At 70.5% G+C, this 19,406-nt stretch carries 21 protein-coding genes and 1 pseudogene; 8 read left to right on the top strand and 14 right to left on the bottom strand.

Annotated elements, in window-relative coordinates:
* Nucleotides 1-132, top strand: a pseudogene (locus tag IG08_RS56830) (electron transfer flavoprotein subunit alpha/FixB family protein); the annotation flags it as partial.
* A 21-nt stretch (nt 133-153) separates the two neighbouring features.
* Here the strand turns inward: IG08_RS56830 and IG08_RS0107570 are convergent.
* Nucleotides 154-1,320 carry an acyl-CoA dehydrogenase family protein gene (locus tag IG08_RS0107570; RefSeq protein WP_030597887.1) on the bottom strand — a complete coding sequence of 389 codons (1,167 nt, stop codon included), beginning with the start codon at nt 1,318-1,320 and terminating at the stop codon, nt 154-156.
* 76 nt (nt 1,321-1,396) lie between these two features.
* Between IG08_RS0107570 and IG08_RS0107575 the strand changes: the two genes are divergently transcribed.
* Entirely contained in the window at nt 1,397-2,887 is a 1,491-nt protein-coding gene (locus tag IG08_RS0107575) for a class I adenylate-forming enzyme family protein (RefSeq protein ID WP_030597888.1), read from the top strand.
* A 5-nt stretch (nt 2,888-2,892) separates the two neighbouring features.
* Nucleotides 2,893-3,657: an SDR family NAD(P)-dependent oxidoreductase gene (locus tag IG08_RS0107580; protein ID WP_030597891.1), complete on the top strand. Its 765-nt coding sequence runs from the start codon at nt 2,893-2,895 to the stop codon at nt 3,655-3,657.
* A 46-nt stretch (nt 3,658-3,703) separates the two neighbouring features.
* On the opposite strand, the gene IG08_RS0107585 is transcribed toward IG08_RS0107580, so the two are convergent.
* From IG08_RS0107585 to IG08_RS0107605, 5 genes are all read right to left on the bottom strand, one after another.
* Nucleotides 3,704-4,963 (bottom strand): metal-dependent hydrolase family protein, encoded by a 1,260-nt coding sequence (locus IG08_RS0107585; RefSeq protein ID WP_030597893.1) that lies wholly within the window; start codon nt 4,961-4,963, stop codon nt 3,704-3,706.
* 19 nt (nt 4,964-4,982) lie between these two features.
* Entirely contained in the window at nt 4,983-5,312 is a 330-nt protein-coding gene (locus tag IG08_RS0107590; protein WP_030597895.1) for a hypothetical protein, read from the bottom strand.
* A 19-nt stretch (nt 5,313-5,331) separates the two neighbouring features.
* A complete protein-coding gene (locus IG08_RS0107595) occupies nt 5,332-6,618 on the bottom strand; it encodes an aromatic ring-hydroxylating oxygenase subunit alpha (RefSeq protein ID WP_030597897.1) in 1,287 nt (428 codons plus the stop codon).
* Nucleotides 6,619-6,723: 105 nt separating this feature from the next.
* Complete coding sequence (locus IG08_RS0107600; protein ID WP_030597898.1) at nt 6,724-7,584, bottom strand: NAD(P)-dependent oxidoreductase; 861 nt, start codon at nt 7,582-7,584, stop codon at nt 6,724-6,726.
* Nucleotides 7,581-7,967 (bottom strand): carboxymuconolactone decarboxylase family protein, encoded by a 387-nt coding sequence (locus tag IG08_RS0107605; protein WP_030597900.1) that lies wholly within the window; start codon nt 7,965-7,967, stop codon nt 7,581-7,583. The genes IG08_RS0107600 and IG08_RS0107605 overlap by 4 nt, the downstream gene beginning before the upstream one ends.
* A gap of 140 nt (nt 7,968-8,107) precedes the next feature.
* Here IG08_RS0107605 and IG08_RS0107610 point away from each other — a divergent pair, with 140 nt between their 5' ends.
* Genes IG08_RS0107610 through IG08_RS0107620 form a run of 3 tightly spaced genes read left to right on the top strand, consistent with a single transcriptional unit; the run spans nt 8,108 to nt 9,893 of the window.
* Complete coding sequence (locus tag IG08_RS0107610; protein ID WP_043453543.1) at nt 8,108-9,388, top strand: cytochrome P450; 1,281 nt, start codon at nt 8,108-8,110, stop codon at nt 9,386-9,388.
* Nucleotides 9,385-9,573, top strand: coding sequence for a ferredoxin (locus tag IG08_RS0107615; protein WP_030597903.1), 189 nt, complete (start codon nt 9,385-9,387; stop codon nt 9,571-9,573). Before IG08_RS0107610 ends, IG08_RS0107615 begins: the two co-directional genes overlap by 4 nt.
* 8 nt (nt 9,574-9,581) lie before the next feature.
* Nucleotides 9,582-9,893 carry a DUF1330 domain-containing protein gene (locus IG08_RS0107620; protein ID WP_030597905.1) on the top strand — a complete coding sequence of 104 codons (312 nt, stop codon included), beginning with the start codon at nt 9,582-9,584 and terminating at the stop codon, nt 9,891-9,893.
* A gap of 49 nt (nt 9,894-9,942) precedes the next feature.
* Here IG08_RS0107620 and IG08_RS0107625 read toward each other — a convergent pair whose 3' ends face one another.
* From IG08_RS0107625 to IG08_RS0107635, 3 genes are read right to left on the bottom strand one after another with little or no spacing between them, the layout of a single operon-like run.
* Nucleotides 9,943-10,770 carry an SDR family oxidoreductase gene (locus IG08_RS0107625; protein WP_030597908.1) on the bottom strand — a complete coding sequence of 276 codons (828 nt, stop codon included), beginning with the start codon at nt 10,768-10,770 and terminating at the stop codon, nt 9,943-9,945.
* Nucleotides 10,767-11,222 (bottom strand): VOC family protein, encoded by a 456-nt coding sequence (locus IG08_RS0107630; protein WP_030597911.1) that lies wholly within the window; start codon nt 11,220-11,222, stop codon nt 10,767-10,769. The genes IG08_RS0107625 and IG08_RS0107630 overlap by 4 nt, the downstream gene beginning before the upstream one ends.
* Nucleotides 11,219-11,905: a TetR/AcrR family transcriptional regulator gene (locus IG08_RS0107635; protein ID WP_052424523.1), complete on the bottom strand. Its 687-nt coding sequence runs from the start codon at nt 11,903-11,905 to the stop codon at nt 11,219-11,221. The genes IG08_RS0107630 and IG08_RS0107635 overlap by 4 nt, the downstream gene beginning before the upstream one ends.
* 37 nt (nt 11,906-11,942) lie before the next feature.
* Between IG08_RS0107635 and IG08_RS0107640 the strand changes: the two genes are divergently transcribed.
* On the top strand, nt 11,943-13,244 hold the full coding sequence (locus IG08_RS0107640) for an acyl-CoA dehydrogenase family protein (RefSeq protein ID WP_030597916.1): 1,302 nt from the start codon (nt 11,943-11,945) through the stop codon (nt 13,242-13,244).
* Complete coding sequence (locus IG08_RS0107645; RefSeq protein ID WP_030597918.1) at nt 13,241-14,260, top strand: phosphotransferase family protein; 1,020 nt, start codon at nt 13,241-13,243, stop codon at nt 14,258-14,260. The genes IG08_RS0107640 and IG08_RS0107645 overlap by 4 nt, the downstream gene beginning before the upstream one ends.
* A 114-nt stretch (nt 14,261-14,374) precedes the next feature.
* Here IG08_RS0107645 and IG08_RS0107650 read toward each other — a convergent pair whose 3' ends face one another.
* Genes IG08_RS0107650 through IG08_RS0107670 form a run of 5 tightly spaced genes read right to left on the bottom strand, consistent with a single transcriptional unit; the run spans nt 14,375 to nt 19,403 of the window.
* On the bottom strand, nt 14,375-15,523 hold the full coding sequence (locus tag IG08_RS0107650) for an acyl-CoA dehydrogenase family protein (protein ID WP_030597920.1): 1,149 nt from the start codon (nt 15,521-15,523) through the stop codon (nt 14,375-14,377).
* A 10-nt stretch (nt 15,524-15,533) separates the two neighbouring features.
* A complete protein-coding gene (locus IG08_RS0107655) occupies nt 15,534-16,667 on the bottom strand; it encodes a thiolase family protein (RefSeq protein WP_030597921.1) in 1,134 nt (377 codons plus the stop codon).
* Nucleotides 16,652-17,464, bottom strand: coding sequence for an enoyl-CoA hydratase/isomerase family protein (locus IG08_RS0107660; RefSeq protein ID WP_030597924.1), 813 nt, complete (start codon nt 17,462-17,464; stop codon nt 16,652-16,654). Before IG08_RS0107660 ends, IG08_RS0107655 begins: the two co-directional genes overlap by 16 nt.
* Nucleotides 17,461-18,642 carry a CaiB/BaiF CoA transferase family protein gene (locus IG08_RS58850; protein ID WP_030597934.1) on the bottom strand — a complete coding sequence of 394 codons (1,182 nt, stop codon included), beginning with the start codon at nt 18,640-18,642 and terminating at the stop codon, nt 17,461-17,463. Before IG08_RS58850 ends, IG08_RS0107660 begins: the two co-directional genes overlap by 4 nt.
* Complete coding sequence (locus IG08_RS0107670) at nt 18,642-19,403, bottom strand: SDR family NAD(P)-dependent oxidoreductase (RefSeq protein WP_030597936.1); 762 nt, start codon at nt 19,401-19,403, stop codon at nt 18,642-18,644. Before IG08_RS0107670 ends, IG08_RS58850 begins: the two co-directional genes overlap by 1 nt.
* Between the last annotated feature and the right edge of the window lie 3 nt (nt 19,404-19,406).

Genomic DNA, 19,406 nt, shown 5'->3' on the forward strand with positions numbered 1-19,406 from the left:
ACCTCCAAGACCATCGTCGCCATCAACAAGGACGCCGAGGCCCCGATCTTCGACCTCGTCGACTACGGCGTCGTCGGCGACCTCTTCGACGTCGTCCCCGCCCTCACCGAGGACATCAACACCCGCAAGTGACCTTCTCCGGGGCTGTCCGGGTCAGTACGACCTGGGCAGCCCCAGCACATGCTGGGACACGTAGTTGAGGACCATCTCCTGGCTGATCGGGGCGAGTCGCAGCAGCCGTGACTCCCGGAAGTACCGCTCGACGTGGTACTCGCGGGCGTAGCCCATGCCACCGAGTGTCTGCACGGCCCGGTCCGCGGCCTGGAAGCCGGCGTCGGCGCACAGGAACTTGGCCATGTTGGCCTCGCGTCCGCAGTCCAGGCCTCGGTCGTAGCGCCAGGCCGCGTTGCGGGCCATGAGGCGGGCCGCGTCGAGCCGGGTGAGGGCCTCGGCCAGGGGGAAGGCGATTCCCTGGTTCTGGCCGATCGGGCGGCCGAAGACGACTCGGTCGCGGGCGTAGCGGGTCGCCGCGTCGAGGGCGGCCCGGCCGAGGCCCAGGGCTTCGTGGGCGAGGAGGATGCGTTCGGGGTTCAGTCCGTCGAGGAGATAGCGGAAGCCCTCGCCCTCCTCGCCGATCCGTGAACTCGCCGGAACCCGCAGCCCGTCGATGAAGATCTCGTTGGACGCGACGGCGTTGCGGCCCATCTTGGGGATGGGCCGGATGTCCATGGCGGTGCGGTCCACGTCGACCAGGAAGACCGAGATCCCCTTGGTCGGCTTGTCGACCTGATCGCGCGGGGTCGTACGCGCCAGGAGAACCATCTTCTGCGAGTCACCGGCCTTGGTGATCCAGATCTTGCGGCCGTTGATCACGTAGTGGTCGCCGTCGCGGCGGGCGAAGGTGGAGATGCTGGTGGTGTCGGTGCCGGCGTCGGGTTCGGTGACCCCGAAACAGACGTGCAGATCGCCGGAGGCGGCGTGCGGCAGGACCTCGCGGCGCAGTTGCTCGCTGCCGTGCCGGGCCAGGACGTTGAGGCCGAAGATGGTCAGGTGCATAGTGCTGCAGCCGTTCATCCCGGCGCCTGAGGCGGCGACCTCTTCGAGCAGGAGCGAGGCCTCCAGCACGCCGAGTCCCCCGCCGCCGTACTCCTCCGGTACGGCGATGCCCAGCCAGCCGGCCTTGGCGAAGGCGTCGTAGAAGCTCCAGGGGAACTCGGCGCGTTCGTCCTGGTCGGCCCAGTACTCGGGGCCGAAGGAGGCGGCCAGCTCGCGGACGCCCGTGCGGATGTCCTCCTGCTGCTCGGTGAGTTCGAAATCCACGACGCCGCCTCTCTGGAGAATGAGGTTTTCAAGTAAGTAGAATATCGTTCGCACCCGCCGAGAAAGGAAGACCTCCTTGAACATCGCGACGCTGCTCGACATGGCCGTGGCCGGTGATCCCGACCGGGTGGCGTTCGGTCCCCGCGACTCCGGGACAACCTGCGCGCATCTGCGCCGGACGGCCGCAGGCGTGGCCGCGGTCGTCCATGCCGCCGGTGCCCGGGAGTTGGTGTTCGCCGGGGTCAACGGCCCGGCCTTCCCCATGATGTTGTTCGGCGCGGCGCTGGCCGGTGTGCCGCTCGTGCCGGTCAACTACCGGTTGTCCGCCGAGGCGTTGACCGCGCTGCTGGGCCACACCGAGAAGCCTCTGGTGGTCGCCGACGAGGCGTTCGCGGACGTCTTCGCCTCCGCCGGGCTCGACGTCCGCTCCCCCGAGACGCTGCTCAAGGAAGCCTTGTCCATGGAGCCGGCGACCGGTCTGGAGGGCCCGCCGGACGACCCGGCGGTGCTGCTGTTCACCAGCGGGACCACGGCGGCACCAAAGGCGGCCGTCCTGCGCCACCGTCACCTCACCAGCTACATCCTGCAGACCGTCGAGTTCGCCTCCGCCGGGCCGGAGGACGCGGTCCTCACCAGCGTGCCGCCGTATCACGTGGCGGGCGTCGGCTCGGTGCTCAGCAACCTCTACGCCGGGCGCCGCATGGTTCACCTGGGCGCCTTCGACCCCGAGGCCTGGCTGCGGCTGGTCCGTTCCGAGAAGGTCACTTCCGCGATGGTCGTGCCGACCATGCTGGCCCGGATCGTGGAGCACCTGGACGGCCGCCCGGCCGACGTGCCGACGCTGCGCACGCTGGCGTACGGCGGCGCCCGCATGCCGCACACGGTCCTGGAAGTGGCCCTGCGCGCACTCCCCGACACCGGCTTCACCAATGCCTACGGCCTCACCGAGACCAGCTCCACGATCGCCCTGCTCGGCCCGGAGGACCACCGCGCCGCCCTCGCCTCCCCCGACCCCGCGGTACGCGCCCGGCTGCGCTCGGCCGGCCGTATGGTCCCGGGCGTGGAGGCGGAGATCCGGGACGGGACGGGTAGGGCCCAACCTCCCGGCACCACCGGCGAGTTGTGGGTGCGCGGCCCACAGGTGTCCGGGGAGTACAAGGGGGCCGCCGCACTGCTCGACGCAGACGGCTGGTTCCACACGCGCGATCTCGCCCGCTTCGACGACGAGGGCCATCTCTTCGTCGAGGGCCGTGCCGACGACACCATCATCCGGGGCGGGGAGAACATCGCTCCCGCCGAGGTCGAGGACGTCCTGCTGTGGCATGCCGCCGTACGCGAGGTGGCCGTCGTCGGCGTGCCGGACGAGGAGTGGGGCGAGCGCATCGCCGCCTTCGTCGTCGTCCACGACGGGGCGAGCGTCGACGCCGAGGGTCTGCGCACCTGGGTGCGCGCCCGGCTGCGCGGCTCCAAGACGCCCGACCTGGTCGTCTTCCGCGAGGAACTGCCGTACACACCCACGGGAAAGCTGCTGCGCCGCGAGCTGTCGACGACCCTGCGGAAAGGCTGACGTACATGACTTCCTTCACCGAACTCCACGACCTGACGGGCAAGGTGGCGGTGGTCACCGGCGGCTCGCGCGGCATCGGTCGGGCCATCGTGCAGACGCTGGCGGAGGCGGGCGCCGACGTCGTCATCGCCTCGCGCAAGATCGAGGCGTGCCGGGCGGTGGCCGAGGAGGTGCGCGCCTCGACCGGGCGCCGGGCCGTGGGGGTCGCCTGCCACGTCGGCCGCTGGGGCGACTGCGAACGGCTCGTCGCCGAGACGCTGGAGGAGTTCGGCCGGCTCGACGTCCTGGTCAACAACGCGGGTATATCGCCGACTTACGACAGTCTCGACGCCGTGAGTGAGGAGCTGTACGACAAGACGCTCGCCGTGAATCTGAAAGGACCGTTCCGCCTGGCGGTCCTCGCCGCGAAGCACATGGCCGACCACGGCGGCGGCTCCGTCATCAACATCGGTACGGCCGGGTCGCTCCTGGCGAGCGTCCACGAACTGCCGTACGCCTGCGCGAAGGCCGGGCTCAACGCCCTCACCGTCGGCCTCGCGGAGGCATACGCCCCGGAGGTGCGCGTGAACGCGATTCTCCCCGGGCCGGTCCTCACCGACGCCCATCAGGCGTGGGCGGCCGCGGACTTCGACGCCTCGTTCGTACCGCTCGGCCGCATCGGCCGGCCCGACGACGTGGCACCGCTGGCCCTGCACTTCGCCAGTGCGGCGTCGAGTTTCACCACCGGGGCGATCGTCCGGGTGGACGGCGGGATCACCCGCAAGGTGTGAGCGCACACAGCGCGGGAGGCAGGCCGCCTCCCGCGCTTCCGGACCGTCAGCGGCCGGCGTCCTCGTGCCGGTACACCTGCCCGCCCTTCATCACGAACCGCACGTCCTCCGTCACCCCGATGTCCGTCAGCGGATCGCCCGGCACCGCGATGACGTCGGCGAGCAGGCCGGGTTCCAGGCGGCCGCGGTCGTCCACGTCGATGAGTTCGGCGGCGACCGTGGTGGCGGCACGGATGGCGGCCAGCGGGGTCATGCCGCGGTCGACGAGGGCGAGCAGCTCCCGCGCGTTGCGGCCGTGCGGGATGGCCGGCGCGTCCGTGCCGCAGGCGATGCGCACCCCGCGCTCGACGGCCCGGCGGATCGTCGCCTTGGCGCGCGGGAACACGTCGGCTGCCTTGGCCTGCAGTTCGGGCGCCGCCTTGGACACGTCCATGCCGTCCGCGATGTACGTGGTCGCCACCAGGAACGTGCCGCGCTCGATCATTATGTCGAGCGTGTCGTCGCCGGCGAGGAAGCCGTGCTCGATGCAGTCGATGCCCGCGGCCAGCGCGGCCCGGACCGCCGTGTCGCCCATGCAGTGGGCGGCCACCTTCAGCCCCGCCCGGTGCGCCTCGTCGACGATCGCCCGCAGCTCCTCGTCGGAGTACTGCTGGGCGCCGGCCGGGCCGGTGTGCGACATGACGCCGTTCGACGCGCAGACCTTGATGACCCGCGCCCCGTGCTTGATCTGGTAGCGGACGGCCTTGCGCACCTCGTCGACCCCGTTGGCGATGCCCTCCTCGACGGTGAGGGGCATGATGTGCGGCGCGAACGCCTGGAACATCGTGGGGTCCAGGTGTCCGCCGGTGGGGGTGATGGCGTGCCCGGCGGGGACGACCCGCGGCCCCTCGATCCAGCCGAGGTCGATGGCCTTCTGCAGGGCCACGTCGAGGAGCAGCCCGCCGGTCTGCACGAACAGACCGAGGTTGCGTACGGTCGTGAAGCCCGCGCGCAGCGTGCGGCGGGCGTTGGCGACGGCACGCAGGGTGCGGACGGCCGGGTCGTCCTGCACCGGGTTGAGGGGACTGCGGTGGTCCGGCCCGCCGAGCAGCAGGTTGACCTCCATGTCCATCAGCCCGGGCAGCAGGGTGACGTCGCCGAGGTCGATCACGACGGCGTCGGGCGGGACGGAGACGGGTGCGACCGCGGCGATGTGCTCGCCCTCGATCAGCAGGTCCCCGGGTTCGACCAGCTCCCCCTTGGCCACGTCGAGCATGCGGGCGCTGAGGAGGTGGACGGGCGGTTGCGGAGTACGCGGACGCGGCATCGGGCGGCTCCCACGGAGGTCATACGGCGGGTTCGAATACGGCGTCGATGCTCGCGGCGCCGGTGTCGGGGACCCTGGGCTGACGCCAGGCCTCCACCGGGAAGGCGACGGTCACCAGGGCGCAGAACAGCCACAGCAGGTGCTTGTCCTCTTCGGAGATGCCCTCCATGGAGACGTGCTCCAGGTATGCCGTGCCGGACTTGAGCAGCGGGAACGCCACGGCGTAGAAGGCGTCCAACTCGTCCATGGTGGAGGCGATCCGCTTGGCGTAGCGGGCCGTCTCGGTCGGCACCGCCCAGTCGGCGAACGGCTCCAGCGCGGCGAACTCGGGGGGGAAAACGGTACTCATGCTCGGGGTCCTCCTCGGATCAGGACGCGGCCGGGGCGCCGGACGTGCGCTGCTGGTGCTCGCTCACGTACTGGCGGGCGGTGTTGTGCAGGTGCCGTAGGAGAACTTCCTGGTCGTTGAGCGGGAACTCCGTCACCGCGCGCGACTCGAGCATGCTCTGCGTCGCTTCCAGGGTGTTGCCGTCCTGGAGGCCGTACTCCTTGAAGGAGACGACGGCCAGTTCCTGCTGCAGTCGCTGGAAGGCGTTCTCCGGCGGGACGAAGTAGCAGGTCGCCTCGAAGATGTGGGTGTTGTACGAGGTCGGCCAGTAGTGGTAGGTGAGCACCCAGTTCGGCCGCCAGATCAGCAGCATGAAGTTGGGGAAGAAGACGAAGGAGTCCATGCCCCAGCGCTTGTCCCGGGTCGGGTTGACGGCCGGCGGCAGGTTCTCGGTCTCGATGCCGATGTCCGGTGCCTCCCAGGGGCCGAACAGGCCGCTGCGCAGGGCGCCTTCGATGGGCTTGACCATGCTGCGGTCGTGCGGCGGGGCGATGCCTCCCCAGGAGGACACCATGCTGTGCGGTCCGTCGATGTCGTAGTGCAGAGCCTCGTAGCCGTACTTCTGGATCTTGCGGGCCTCGTCGGAGACGTACTGGCCGGCGTGCAGGATCGGCGCGTGGTAGAACTCGGCGAACGCGTCGATGAACAGCTTCCAGTTGGCGCCGATCTCGGCCCGGTACTTGTGGGCCTGGGTCATCTTGTGGAACGGGTAGCCCTCGATTCCCTGGGCGAACTCGCCCAGGAACTCCCGCAGGGGCGTGGTGTTCTCGGGGTCGAGGTTCACGAAGATGAACCCCTCCCAGACGTCCGTGTGGACCTGGTTGAGCCCGTACTTCGACTTGTCGAGGTCGAAGAACTCCTGCTCCTGCTGGACGAAGGCGAGTTTGCCCTCCAGGTCGTACCGCCAGGCGTGGTACTTGCAGGTGAACTGGCGGCAGACCCCGCTGGTCTCCTCGCGCGGGAAGTCGTTCCACACGAGCTTGTTGCCGCGGTGCCGGCACACGTTGTGGAAGGCACGCACCTCGTCGTCCGTGCCCCGCGCCACGATGAGCGACGTGCCCGCCGCGTCCAGCTCCTTGGTGAAGAAGCTGCCGCGCTTGGGGAGTTGCTCGACGCGGCCGACGTTCAGCCAGGTCCGCTTGAAGATGGCGTCCCGCTCCAGCTCGTAGTGCTCGGGCGAGATCGAGTCCTCGTACGAGACCGGCTCCGTGTCGATCTTGAGGTGCTCGGTCCAGCTGCCCTCTTCGGGCTTCTTGAAGTGCGCCATGGGCTCTGGTCCTCCAGTCGGCTGTACGGAGAGAGATGAGGAACTCGAGGAGTGATAATCCCAGTCTCTCCGTATGAGAATGCTATTCTCGCCCCCGATCGGCCGTCAAGAACCCGCCGTGAACGGGAAGATCCGGGTGAAGTCCGCACCGGGTTCGGCCGCGGCGAAGTCCTCCCAGACGGCCGCGGCCACCTGCCCGACCGACACCGGCCCGCCCTGGTCCACGATCGCGTCCAGGTAGAGCCGTACGTCCTTCGCCATCAGGGAGTTGGTGAAGCCTGCGGCGTAACGGCCGGTCAGTACGTGGCGCGGGAACTTGTCGTCCGTCGCGGCACTGCGGCCACTGGATCCGTTCAGTACGTCGAGCATCGTGGCCATGTCGAGGCCGACCGAGAGCCCGAAGGCGACGGCCTCGCTGGTGGCGGCGAGTGCCGTGGCGGCGAGGAAGTTGTTGGCGAGCTTGAGCGCCTGCGCCATGCCGGGGCGCTCCCCCACCCGGCGCCGGCGGTCGCTCAGGCCGGCCAGCACACCCTCCACCCGGGAGCAGGCCTCGTCCGTGCCCGCGTACATCACGGTGAGGGTGCGGGCGCGGGCTCCGGCCACCCCGCCCGAGACGGGGGCGTCGACATGGCCGATCCCCTCCTCGGCCAGCAGATCGGCAATCGACCGGGCGGCGGGTACGCCGACCGTCGAGGTGTCGACGACGTACCGGACCCGGCTCTCATCGGCGGCGAGCAGCTCGCGGGCCACCTTCTCGGAGACGGTGCCGTCGGGGAGGCTGAGCACCACCACCTCGGCGCGCCGGGCGACTTCGGCCACGGAGGGGACGTACACCGAGCCCTCGGGGGACCTCGCGGGGCCCAGGGCGTCGTGGCTGACGAGCGGGTGGCCGGCGTGGACGAGGTTCGCGGCCAGGACGGCGCCCATGTTGCCGAGTCCCACGAAGCCGACGGTCTGCTCACTCATTCCCCCGCCTCCCGGTCCGCCCGTACGGCCTTGACCGCCCGCCGGGCGGCGCTCCCGGCCGGGGCACCGCAGTAGCCGGCGATCTGGAAGAGCAGCTCGTCGACCTCCGCGTCGGTGACACCGGTCTGCGCCGTGCTGCCCGCATGGATGCGGAACTCCTCCATGCGGCCGAGCGCGGCGGTCATCGCCAGCACCAGGAGGCTCCGGTCGCGACGGCTGAGGGCGCCGTCCCTCGCCCAGACGCCCCACGCGGTCGTGGTGAGGTAGTCCTGGAACTCGACGGCGACGGGATCGAGATCGGCGGTCGCGCCGTCGACGTAGGCGTCACCGAGCACCGCCCGGCGCATACCGCGCGCGGCGCGCAGCTCCTCGGTCTCTTTCAAGGGCTCTCCCCGGGTAGGGCATGACTGAGACAGAGAGCGAGAATCACGCTCTCACAAATGCACATCCAAGATTCCACCAATCGGAGAATTGTGCTACCGTCCCACGTCGTCAGGCACTGCCGGAGGGAGCTCAGCAGACCGTGGACGACTTCGAGGCAATCGACTTCTTCCGGGACGAGCAGGTGGTCGCGGACCCCTACCCGTACCTGGACGCCCTGCGCGGACAGTGCCCCGTGCATCGCGAGAGGCACCACGACGTGATGATGGTGACCGGGTACGACGAGGCGGTGCAGGTCTACAACGACACCGACACCTTCTCCTCCTGCATCTCGGTGACCGGCCCCTTCCCCGGCTTCCCGGTCCCGCTGGAGGGCGACGACGTCAGCGAGCTCATCGAGGAGCACCGCGACGGGCTCCCGATGAGCGACCAGCTCCCCACCCTCGACCCGCCGAAGCACACCGATCACCGCGCGCTGCTGATGCGGCTGATCACCCCGAAGCGCCTCAAGGAGAACGAGGCGTCGATGTGGCACCTCGCCGACGGGCTCCTGGACACCTATCTCGCCCCCGGCGAGGGCGAGTTCATCAACGGTTTCGCCGGGCCCTTCACCCTGCTCGTCATCGCCGACCTGCTCGGCGTGCCCGAGGAGGACCGCCAGGAGTTCATGGACAGGCTCCAGCGGCGACCGCAGACGGAGGCCGGCGTCGGGAGCACCGGCGACGACACGCTGCACCACTCACCACTGGAATTCCTCTACGGCCGTTTCGCGACGTACATCGAGGAGCGCCGGCAAGCACCCCGCGAGGACGTGCTCACCGGCCTGGCCACCGCGACCTTCCCGGACGGCTCGACGCCCGAGGTCGCCGATGTCGTCCGGGTCGCCGCCAACCTCTTCGCGGCGGGCCAGGAGACCACCGTCCGGCTGCTCGGCGCCGCGCTCCGGCTCATCGCCGAACAGCCGGAACTCCAGAGGCTGTTGCGCGCCGAGCGCCACCGCATCCCGCACTTCATCGAGGAGACGCTGCGGACGGAGAGCCCGGTCAAGGGCGACTTCCGGCTGTCGAAGGTGCCGACCACGGTGGGCGGGGTCGACGTTCCCGCCGGCACCACGCTGATGGTGCTGAACAGTGCCGCCAACCGCGATCCGCGCCAGTTCGAGGACCCGGCGGCGTTCGACGTCGGCCGGGCGAACGTCCGCCGCCATCTCTCGTTCGGCCGCGGCGTCCACAGCTGCCCGGGGGCACCGCTCGCCCGCGCCGAGGCCCGGGTGACCCTGGAGCGGCTCCTCGACCGTACGACGGACATCCGGATCGCGGAGTCCGTGCACGGCCCCGCGGACGCCCGTCGCTACCAGTACGTCCCGACCTTCATCCTGCGCGGCCTCACCCATCTCAACCTGGAGTGGGGCGAGGCCCGGTGAAGGTCACCGTCGACGACGACAGCTGCCGGGGCCACGGGGTCTGCTGCACCCTGTGCCCCGAGGTGTTCGACCTGAGCGACGACGGCTACGCCGTGGTCGAAACCCCCGACGTCCCGGCCGAGTTCGAGGATGCCGTCCGTTCCGCCGCCGGCATGTGCCCCGAACACGCGATCACAGTGAGCTGAGGAGCACCATGCCGAAGGCGTACGTCATCTTCACCGAGGCCATCAAGGACCCGGCAGGCATGGCCGCTTACGGCAAGGCCGCCGGGCCCACGTTGGCCGAGGGCGACGCCCGGGTCCTGGCGGCCGATCCCCGGCCCGAGGTCCTGGAGGGCGAGTGGCACGGCAACCAGACCGTCGTCCTGGAGTTCGCGTCGATGGAGGCGGCCCGGGCCTGGTACGAGTCGGCCGCGTACGCGAAGGCGAAGCCCCTGCGGCAGGCGGCGGCCGACACCAACGCCGTGATCGTGTCCGGGTTCGTCATGCCGTCGGCGGGTGAGTGAGCTCCGTCCAGCTGTCCTGCAGGCGTTCGCCACCGCGCACCGACGGCGCTCATGAACGTGCCGCCAGTGCCGCGCACACCCCGCCGTCGACCAGGATGTCGACGCCGGTGAGGAACGAGGCCTCGTCCGAGAGCAGGAAGGCGACGACGGCGGCGAGTTCGTCGGGGCGGCCCTCACGGCCGAGCGCCGACTGCTCCACGAGTACCTTCATCGACGGGTGCTTCTCCGCCTCCTGCCTGCCTTGAGGCGTCGCGACGATGCCGGGCGACACGGAGCAGACCCGGGCCCCGAGCCGCCCCAGCCGCACCGCCTCCCGCTGTACGAAGCGGTGGACGCCGCGTTTGGCCCAGGTGTAGGCCGTGCCCGGGTCCTCGAGGTCCGGGCCGACGGCGTCCCGGAGGCGGTCGAGGAACCGCGCGTCGAGCGGGTCGGCCAGGACCGACTCCGCGGCGGGGTTCGGCCCCTTGTCGCCGAACTGTGCCGCCATCGAGGCGAAGCACACCAGCGTCGTGCCCTCGGTGGCCAGCGGCCGGAGTGCCTCGGCCAGCAGCGCCGTACCGACGAGGTCGACCAGGAGGATGCGGCGCCAGTCGGCCATGGTCGGCGAGATGCCGGCGGCGTGGGCGACGGCTCTCAGCGTGCCGAGCTCGCGGGCGCGGGCGGCGAGCCGGGGCAGCCCGTCCCGGTCGGTGATGTCGAGGACGAAGGGCTCAACCACCGCACCGTGCCCATGGGCTGACAGATCGTCAGCAGCTGCCCGGACGGTCGCCTCGTCCCGGTCGACCAGCAGCAGCCGGTCCACCGTGGCGGTCAGGCGTCGCGCGCACTCCAGTCCCATGCCCCGGCCGGCACCGGTGGCGATCCCCACGGTTGTCATCCGTTCCTCCTGCCGGTCGCCCAGAACCGCTCCAGCGCCGGCTGCAGCGTGCGGGTCACGAGTTCGATGCGCGGGCCGGTGGCGCCGCGGTGGAACGCCCAGTACGGGGTGCCGTCGGGGCGTGTGCCGACGGCCTCGACCGTGTGGCCGCGCCGCGCGAGTTCGACGGAGTCGGCCGCCACGTCGTCCGACCAGTACCCGAGGTGATGGACGCCCGAGTCGGCGGGCTGCCAGAGGGTCCCGGGGATGCTCTGGACGAGTTCCACCCGGGGTGTGGACATCGAATACACCGACTTGAGGTCGAGCACGGTGTCACCGCCGGGCAGGCGCACCGTGGCGGGCACTTCGATCTCCTCGCACCACTGGTGTCCGAACACCTCCGAGAGTTCGGCCGCGGCCGCGGCCATGTCGTCGACGACGATCCCGACGTGGAACTGATCGCTGGGTTTCACTCGCAGGCTCCCTGGTGTGTGACCGTGCGCAGGCAGAACCGGGTGATGTGGTCGACGTCGGCGCCGGTGGGCCGCCTCCGTTGCCACAGGTGGTCCGCAAGCCTGCCCACGGTCGCGTGGGCGGCGAGGGACGCGTCCAAGTCGGGGTTCTCACTGCCGAGTTCGGCATACGGCGCACGCAGCGGCACGGCCAGCAGCCCGGCGGCCGACGGCGGGCCCGCGAGGAACCCCTCCCCCACGCTCTGCGCGTTCCACATGACGGCCAGCGTCGCCGCCGCCGTCTCCTCGTCCATCGCCTGGGAGAGCACGCCCTCGACCCAGCGGCGTACCTTCCCCTCCGGCGTGGGCTCCTTGGCCATCTGGTGGGTGATGTAGCCGCACAGGCGCTCGGCGCCGTCCTCCATGATCGCGGCGACCAGCGCGTCCTTCGAGCGGAAGTGCCGGTAGAAGGCCTCGTTCGACAGTCCGGCCGCCGTCACGATCTCGGCGACACGCGGCCGCGAGGCGGTGCCGCAGCGCCGCATGACCTCCAGCGCCGCGTCGAGCAGCGCGCGCACCTCGGACGCGTAGTGGGCGCCGCGCCTGGCCAGCGCTCGCCGTGCGATGCGGTCGGCCACGTCACCGGTGTCACCGGGGCCTTCCGCAACGCCGTTCCGCGTCGGGGGAATTGTGTTCTCTTTCATGAGAACGCTATTCTGGCACTCGCCGGAAGGAGACACAATGTCGTGGGACTTCGAAACAGACCCGGACTACCAGGCGCAGCTGGACTGGGCGGCCCAGTTCGTGCGGGAGGAGGTCGAACCGCTCGATCTCCTGTGGGACGGGCTGCAGTTCACCCCGCCCGACGAGAACCTCCGCCGCGTCCTCGACCCGCTGAAGAAGGAGGTGCGGGCCCACGGACTCTGGGCGACACACCTCGGCCCCGACCTGGGCGGCGAGGGCCACGGGCAGGTCAAGCTCTGCCTGCTCAACGAGATCCTGGGCCGCTCCTCCTGGGCCCCGATCGTCTTCGGCTGCCAGGCCCCGGACACGGGCAACGCCGAGATCCTCGCCCACTACGGCACGCCGGGGCAGAAGGACCGCTATCTGCGTCCGCTCCTCGACGGCGAGATCTTCTCCTGCTACTCGATGACCGAGCCTCAGGCGGGCTCCGACCCGAAGGAGTTCACCACGCGGGCGGTGCGGGACGGGAACGAGTGGGTCGTCAGCGGCTGGAAGTACTTCTCCTCCAACGCGAAGACCGCTGCCTTCTTCATCGTCATGGCCGTGACGGACCCGGACGGCGACCCGTACAAGAGCATGTCGATGTTCCTGGTCCCGGCCGACACCCCGGGGATCGTCATCGAGCGGAATGTCGCTCTCGCCGGTGAACCGGAGGAGCGTGGCTCGCACGCGCTCGTGCACTACGACGACGTACGGGTGCCGGCGGACGCACTGCTCGGCGGTGAGGGCCAGGCCTTCGTGATCGCCCAGACGCGGCTCGGCGGCGGGCGGATCCACCACGCGATGCGGACGATCGGGCTGGCGGGCAAGGCCTTCGACATGATGTGCGAGCGGGCGCTGAGCCGGCAGACGCAGGGCACTGCCCTCGCCGACAAGCAGTTCGTGCAGGGGCACATAGCCGACTCGTACGCGCAGCTCACGCAGTTCCGGCTCGCCGTGCTGCACACGGCATGGAAGATCGACAAGTACAACGACTACCGCAAGGTCCGCAAGGACATCGCCATGGTCAAGACCCAGCTTCCCACCGTGCTGCACGACGTCGCGCACCGCGCGATCCAGGTCCACGGCGCGCTCGGGGTGAGCGGTGACATGCCCTTGTTCCGGATGCTGCTGGGCGCCAGCGTCCTCGGTATCGCCGACGGTCCGACCGAGGTGCACAAGGTCACGGTCGCCCGGCAGGTACTGCGCGACCACAAGCCGAGCGCCGACCTGTGGCCGAGCGCGTATCTGCCGAAACGGGTCGCGGCGGCCCGCGCGAAGTACGCCGAGTTCCTTCAGGACGAGGCGGGCGGCCGATGATCGACGTCGAGCGGCTGGCCGGCTGGCTGGACGAGTCCGGGCTCCCCGGCAAGGGCGAGCCGATCGAGCATCACTACGTCTCCGGTGGTGCGCAGAACGAGATCTACGAGATCCGCCGCGGCGAACTCCACTGCGCGCTGCGCATCCCGCCGGCCACCGCCCCGGCCGCCCGGGACGAGGGCATCCTGCGGGAGTGGCGGATCACCGAGGCGCTCAACGGCACGGACGTACCGCACACCGAGGCCGTCGCCGTCTGCACGGACTCCACCGTCCTGGGCCGTACGTTCTATCTGATGGAGTTCGTCGACGGCTGGTCACCCATGGGCGTACGCGGCTGGGCGGCGCCGTTCGACACGGATCTCGCTGCGCGAGCTGGGTTGGGACACCAGCTCGCCGAGGGGATCGCGCTGCTGTCCAAGGTGGACTGGCGGGCGAAGGGACTGCAGGACCTGGGCCGCCCCGACGGCTTCCACGAACGCCAGGTCGACCGCTGGACCCGCTACTTGGACCGGATCAAGGGCCGCGAACTGCCCGGCTTCGACGTCGCCGCCGCGTGGCTGCGCGCACACAAGCCACTCGACTACGTCCCCGGCCTGATGCACGGCGACTACCAGTTCGCCAACGTGATGTTCCGGCACGGCGCACCGGCCCGGCTCGCCGCGATCGTCGACTGGGAGATGGGCACGGTCGGCGACCCCAAGCTCGACCTCGCCTGGATGCTCCGCGGCTGGCCCGAGGACACCAGCACACCCGAGGCGGCGACCGCCCTGTACGTCGACTTGACGGGCATGCCGTCCCGCACCGAGCTCATCCAGCACTACGCCTCGGTCTCGGGCCGCCAGGTCGACGACATGGACTACTACGACGTCCTCGCCCAGTGGAAGCTGGCCGTCGTCCTCGAACAGGGCTACCAACGCGCCGGGGACAACGAGAAGTTGCAGGCCTTCGGCCCGATGGTGCTGGACCTCATGAGGAGCGCGGCAGAGTTGGCCGAGACGACCAGGTACGGGTCGTAGACCGCCCGCCCGGAGGAACCACTCCGGATCGCGTTGCGGTAGGGGGTGCGGAGGAATGCCTCCGCACCCCCTACCGCAACGTCGGCAGACCAGCCTCGGCTCGGCTCTGCCGCCTCACAGCCCCAGCGACTTGGCGATGATGACCTTCATGACCTCGCTCGTGCCGGCGTAGATGCGGGTGATGCGCGCGTCGGTGTAGAGCCGGGCGATGGGGTACTCCGCCATGTAGCCGTAGCCGCCGAAGAGTTGGAGGCAGCGGTCGACGGCGCGGGCCTGCATCTCGGTGCAGAAGAGTTTCACCTTGGCGGCGTCGGCGCCGGACAGTTCGCCGTCGACCAGGTCGAGCACCGCGCGGTCGAGCATCGTCTGCGCGGCCTCGATCTCGGCGGCGACCGCGGCGAGTTCGAACTTGGTGTTCTGGAAGGACGCCACCGTCTTCCCGAAGACCTCGCGCTCCTTGACGTACGCGATGGTCGCCTCCAGGGCGGCCCGCGCCTGGGCGACCGAGCCGACCGCGACGGTCATCCGTTCCTGCGGCAGGTTGTGGCCGAGGTAGCGGAAGGCGGCGCCCTCCTCCCCCAGCCGGTTCGCCACGGGCACGCGTACGTCGTCGAAGGCCAGCTCGACCGTGTCCTGGACCTTGATGCCCATCTTCTCGAGGACGCGTCCGCGGGTGAACCCGGGCATGCCGTCCTCGACGACCAGCAGGGTCAGGCCCGCACGCCGGTTCTCGGGGTCGGTCGAGGTGCGGGCGACCACGATCACCAGGTCGGCGAGCAGGCCGCCGGTGATGAACGTCTTGGCCCCGTTGAGGACGTACGCGTCACCGTCGCGTACGGCTGTCGACCGGATGCCCGCCAGGTCGGACCCCGTACCCGGCTCGGTCATGGCGATCGCGGTCAGCAGCTTCCCGGAGGCCAGACCGGGGAACCAGCGCTGCCGCTGCGCCTCGTCGGCGTAGGCGAGGAAGTAGGGCAGGACGACGTCGAGTTGGGTGCGCACGGTGCCGAGGGTGACGAGGGCGCGGGCGGCCTCCTCCTGGAGGACGACGTTGTAGCGGTAGTCGTCGAGGCCTGCTCCGCCGTACTCCTCGGGCACGGCCATGCCCAACAGGCCGAGGGAGCCGAGCTGTTCGAAGACCGAGCGTGGCAGGCGGCCGGCCTTCTCCCAGGAGGGGTAGTTCGGCACGACCTCCTTGGCCACGAACTCCCTTACCAGTTTGCGGAATTCCTCATGGTCGGCGTGGAAGACCTCTCGGCGCACGATGCCTCCGTCAGGAGAGAAGTTCGACGAGCGTGGCGTTGGCCGTGCCGCCGCCCTCGCACATGGTCTGCAGGCCGTAGCGGATCCCGTGGTCGCGCATGTGGTGGATCATGCGGGTCATCAGGACCGCCCCGGACGCCCCGAGCGGATGGCCGAGCGCGATGGCACCGCCGAGGGGGTTGAGCAGCACCGGGTCGGCGCCCGTTTCCGCCAGCCAGGCGAGCGGCACCGGCGCGAAGGCCTCGTTCACCTCGAACACGCCTACCTCGCCGAGGCCCACCCCGGCCTTGCGCAGCACCCTCGACGTCGCCGGGATCGGGCCGGTGAGCATGAGCACCGGATCGACGCCGACGACCGCGCCCGCGCGGTACCGGACGATCGGAGTCAGCCCCAACTCCCTTGCCCGCTCGGGAGTCGTCACCAGCAGCGCCGCCGCGCCGTCGGAGATCTGGGAGGCGTTGCCCGCGTGGATCACTCCGTCGTCGAGGAAGGCGGGTTTCAGAGAGGCGAGCTTCTCGACGGTGCTTCCCCGCCGTACTCCCTCGTCGGCCGTCACGGCGCCCACCGGCACGATCTGTGTGTCGAAGGCGCCCGCGTCCTGGGCTGCGGCGGCACGCTCATGCGAGAGCACGGCGAACTCGTCCAGCAGGGTGCGCGTGAAGCCCCACTTCTGCGCGATCTTCTCGGCGGACACCCCCTGGTTGAAGGAGAATCCCTCGTAACGGGCGAGGACTTGGGGTCCGTACGGCATTCCGGTCGCCCGCGCCGAGCCGAGCGGCACCCGGCTCATGACCTCGACGCCGCCCGCCACGACGACGTCCTGCTGGCCGGACATGACGGCCTGCGCGGCGAAGTCGAGGGCCTGCTGGCTCGACCCGCAGGCCCGGTTGACCGTCGTGCCGGGGATGGTCTCGGGCCAGCCGGCGGCGAGGACCGCGTACCGGCCGATGTTGCTGGACTGGTCGCCGACCTGGGAGACGCAGCCCCAGACGACGTCGTCCACGACGGCAGGGTCGACGCCGGTGCGCCGGGCGAGCTCGGTCAGGACCACGGCGGAGAGGTCGGCGGCGTGCATGCCGGACAGGCCGCCGTTCCGCTTGCCGACGGGGGTGCGGACCGCCTCGACGATCACTGCTTCGCGCATGTCGTGTCCTCCGGAGGGGGCTGTCGGTACCAGCGGCCGGTGAAGTGCGGCTCGCGCTTCTCGGCGAAGGCCGCGTAGGCCTCCGGTACGTCCGCTGTCGCGAAGTTGACCGCCTGGGCGCGGGCCTCTGCGGCGAGCGCTTCACGGAGAGTGCCGCTCTCGTGGAGAAGTGCCTTGGTCTGCGCGAGGGCGACGGGCGGGCCGGATGCCAGCCGCTCTCCCAACTCCGCGACGAAGCCGTCGATCTGCTCGGCGGGCACCACCCAGGTCACGAGGTTCAGGGTCCGCGCCTCCTCGGCGTCGATCATTTCGGCCAGCAGCGCGAGCCGTTTCGCTTGTTGCAGGCCGACGAGTCTCGGCAGCAGCCAGGAGCCGCCACAGTCGGGGGACAGCCCGCGGCGCGTGAAGATCTGCGAGAACCGGGATTCCGGTGTGGCCACGACCAGATCGCAGCCGAGGGCCAGGTTCCAGCCCGCGCCGACGGCCACGCCGGTCACCTTGGCCACGGTGGGAAGGGGGAGTTCGTGCAGCAGGACCGCTACCTCGTTCAGGTCGCGCACCTTGTCCAGGGGGTGTCGGGTGTCGGCGGTGCCGGCCTTGAGGTCCGCGCCGGAGGAGAATGCTCCTCCCGCGCCGGTGAGGACAAGTGACCGCACGGTGGGGTCCTCGGCGGCTCCGACAAGGGCTCCCCGCAGTGCCTTCCACAGTTCCGGGTCGATCGCGTTCTTGCGGTGCGGGCGGTTGAGGGTCAGGGTCCGGACGCCGCCGGTGTCGCTCGACAGCAGCACGTCGGTCACCCGTGCCTCCCGGTCAGCTCGGCGATCTCCTCGTCGGTGAGGCCCAGTTCGGCGAGCACCCGGTCCGTGTGCTCGCCGAGCGCCGGCACGGCGCCCATCGGTGGGTCGTAGCCGGAGATGACGGGCGGTGGCAGCAGTGCCGGTACCGGTCCGGCAGGCGTGTCGATGCTGCGCCAGCGGTCGCGGGCCGCCAGGTGGGGGTGGGCGAGCACGTCGCTGGGGGTGTTGTAGCGGGAGTTGCCGATGCCCGCGTCGTCCGCGCGCCCCTGGACGTACGCCAGCTCGTGCCGAGCGCACCACGCGGCGATCTCCTCGTCCAGCAGGTCGCGGTGCACGACCCGGCCGGGGTTGGTGCGGAAGCGTTCGTCGTCCGCCAGGTCGGGCCGTCCGAGCAACTCGCGTGCCAGGCGCTGCCATTCGCCGTCGTGGGTGGTGCCGAGGACGACGGTCTGGTCGTCGGCCGTGCGGTAGGCGCCGTACGGTGCCACGGCCGGGGAGCCCATGCCGCGCGGCTGTTGGTCCACGCCCGAGTGCCGGGTGTAGGTGAGCGTGTATCCCATCAGCTCGGTCATGGTGTCGAAGAGGCTCAGGGCGATGGCGCGCCGCTCCCCCGCGTACAGCAGCGCCACGATCGACAGCGCGGCGTACAGCCCGGTGCTCGCGTCCGCCATGGGCGGGCCGGGTTTGGCCGGGGCCCCGGGCGTTCCGGTGATCGCGCAGGCTCCTGACTCGGCCTGGACGAGAAGGTCGTAGGCCCGTTTGTGGGAGAGCGGTCCTCCCGGGCCATAACCGTCGATCTCGACCGCGATCAGGTCGGGGTGGCGGGTCGCGAGGTCCTCGGGGGCGATGCCGAGTTTGGCGGTGGTGCCGGGGGTGAGGTTGGAGACGAGGACGTCGGCGCGGTCGAGCAGGCGGTGCAGGGCCCGCATCCCGGCCTCGGACTTGAGGTCGAGCGTCACCGACTCCTTGCCCCGGTTGACCCAGACGAAGTGGGCGGCCAGGCCGTTCACCACGTCGTCGATGTGCCGGGCGGAGTCGCCGCCGTCCGGGTTCTCCACCTTGATGACCCGGGCTCCGAGATCGCTCAGGGCCCGGGTGCACATCGGGGCGGAGACGGCCTGTTCCAGAGCGACGACGGTGACGCCGGCCAAGGGACCCCTGTGGTGCGAAGGAGGCATCAGATCACCAGGCCGCCGTCCACCGGCAGCACCTGCCCGGTGACGAAGGAGGCCGCGTCCGAGGCGAGGAACACGAAGGCACCGGCGACCTCTTCGGGCTCCGCCCAGCGGCCCAGCGGGATGCGGGCGAGCATCGTGGCCGCGAACTTCTCGTTCGTGCGGATGGTCTTCGTCATCGGGGTGGCCGCCAGGGGTGCCAGCGCGTTGACCTTGATCTGCTGACGGGCCAGCTCTCTCGCCAGTGACTTGGTCATGCCGATGATCGCGGCCTTGGCGGCGGAGTAGTTGACCTGGCCGAGGGTGCCGGTGAGGCCTGCCGACGAGGTGACGTTGATGATGCGTCCGGTGCCGTCGGTGGGCAGGAAGGGGAGCGCGGCCTGGGAGCAGGTGAACGTGCCCAGGACGTGGATGTCGAGGAGTCGGCGGAAGGCCTCCTCCGCCAGGTCCGGGAACATGGCCGGTGCGGTGATGCCCGCGTTGTTCACCAGGACGTGCAGCGTCCCGTCGGCCAGTGCGGCCGCTTTCGTCACGGCGGCGTCCGCGGCCGCCCGGTCCCGTACGTCCAGCTCCGCACTGTCCGCCGTACCGCCCGCGGCCGTGATCTTCCCGGCGACGACCGCGGCGGCCGCCCCGTCGACGTCGGTGACGAGGACGGCCGCACCGGCCCGGGCGAGGGCGTCGGCGACCGCCGCGCCGATGCCGCCCGCGGCTCCGGTGACCAGCGCCGAGCGGCCGGTCAGGTCGAACAGCCCGTTGGTCATGTC

Source organism: Streptomyces fulvoviolaceus, assembly GCF_000718165.1.
Lineage (GTDB): Bacteria > Actinomycetota > Actinomycetes > Streptomycetales > Streptomycetaceae > Streptomyces > Streptomyces fulvoviolaceus.